The organism is Streptomyces sp. NPDC031274 (genome assembly GCF_055570235.1).
The window spans coordinates 1-1,262 of the sequence record NZ_JBVIHP010000298.1 but is presented as its reverse complement, the minus strand read 5'-3'; the positions used below and the strand labels follow the sequence as shown (position 1 = coordinate 1,262).

General features: G+C 67.4%; 2 protein-coding genes. One reads left to right on the top strand and one right to left on the bottom strand.

Going from position 1 to position 1,262, the window contains the following annotated elements:
• Window positions 1-223, top strand: a 223-nt coding sequence (locus ACZ5CR_RS45825; RefSeq protein ID WP_468869809.1) for an ATP-binding protein, incomplete at its 5' end; no start/stop codon positions are given.
• Here the strand turns inward: ACZ5CR_RS45825 and ACZ5CR_RS45820 are convergent.
• Entirely contained in the window at window positions 216-881 is a 666-nt protein-coding gene (locus ACZ5CR_RS45820; protein WP_468869805.1) for a hypothetical protein, read from the bottom strand. The genes ACZ5CR_RS45825 and ACZ5CR_RS45820 overlap by 8 nt on opposite strands.
• Window positions 882-1,262 lie beyond the last annotated feature (381 nt).

Sequence of the window (1,262 nt, the reverse complement as noted above, 5' to 3'; positions counted from 1 at the left end):
CCGGCTCCACCTCCACAACGAGGGCGACGTACTCCGCGTCGAAGTGCACGACAGCGGCGGCGGATGGCCCAGGCTCGGTATCAACGGTGAAGGTGACGCCGAGTCGGGGCGTGGGCTGCTGCTCGTGGCCGCCTTGGCCGACAAGTGGGGCGTCGTGGAGCGCGATCCCGGAAAGACCATCTGGTGCGAGTTCGTTCAGGTCGACGCCGGGAGCCTTACCTAGCGGTCAAGTCCCTTTCGGCGCGGCTGCCTTGGTCCTCGCTGGTCACGGTGACGGATTCCGCGCCCTCGTCGCCGTCCCACCAGTCGGCGAACGCCTCGCTGAGGGCGTCGACCTTCTTCTGGGTCTCGTTGTCCTTGTGCGTGACGTAGTCGGTCGAGACCGTGACGGCGCCGGAGCCCTTCGCCCCGTATCCGATGGTGAGTTCGGTGATGTGCGGGGCGAGGCGTTCGCCGCTCGGGGAGTTCTTGGCGGCCCAGGAACGGAATTCCTTGAGGAGGTTCGACGGCTTGTCGCCGTCGTAGAGCTTGGCCTTCTTCGCTGTCTTTCCGCCCTGGCCGAGGAAGTGTGCGCTTGCGGCCGACGGGTCCTCGTCCCACCATTGCGTGAACGCCCTTGCCAGCGGCCCGACTTGGTTCTCTGCCTCGCCCCACGGGCCGTAGTCGGTGAGGACCTTGGCCACCCCCTCGCGGTCACCGGACCGGTAGTCGAGGCTGACGTTCACGGCGTGGGCCGCCAAGTCGTCGTCGCGCGTCGAGTCATTCGTCTTCAGCCACGTGCGGAACCCGAGCAGCAGGTTGGGGTTGTCCTTCGCGGACCCGCTGTCGCCGTCACCCCCGGAACACCCCACCGTCAGGAGCAGCGCCCCCGCCGCGAACACCCCCGCACGCGTCCCGGTTCGAGTGAATCGCCCCGCCTTCCCCACTGCCTTCTCCGATCAACCAGCTGGTGCAATACAACACTTACGGGGCAAGTAGCAAGTTCCGCCCCAATCGACACATCGTTCGATCTGTGCGTAACGTACCTTCTCGATTGATCTGTACCAATCGGGCCCCGGGTGACCGGGGTCCGTTTTTGTGGGGGAACACAACAGTGAGAATGAAACGCAGCCTGACTGCGATTGCCGCCGCGGCAGCGATCCTGGCCGCCGCGGGACCGGCCTGGTCCGCCCCGGACCCGACGCCGACGCCCACCGCGGCCACACCGACGCCGACCTCGGCCCCGTCGGCGACGACACCGCCGACGACACCGCCGACGACGC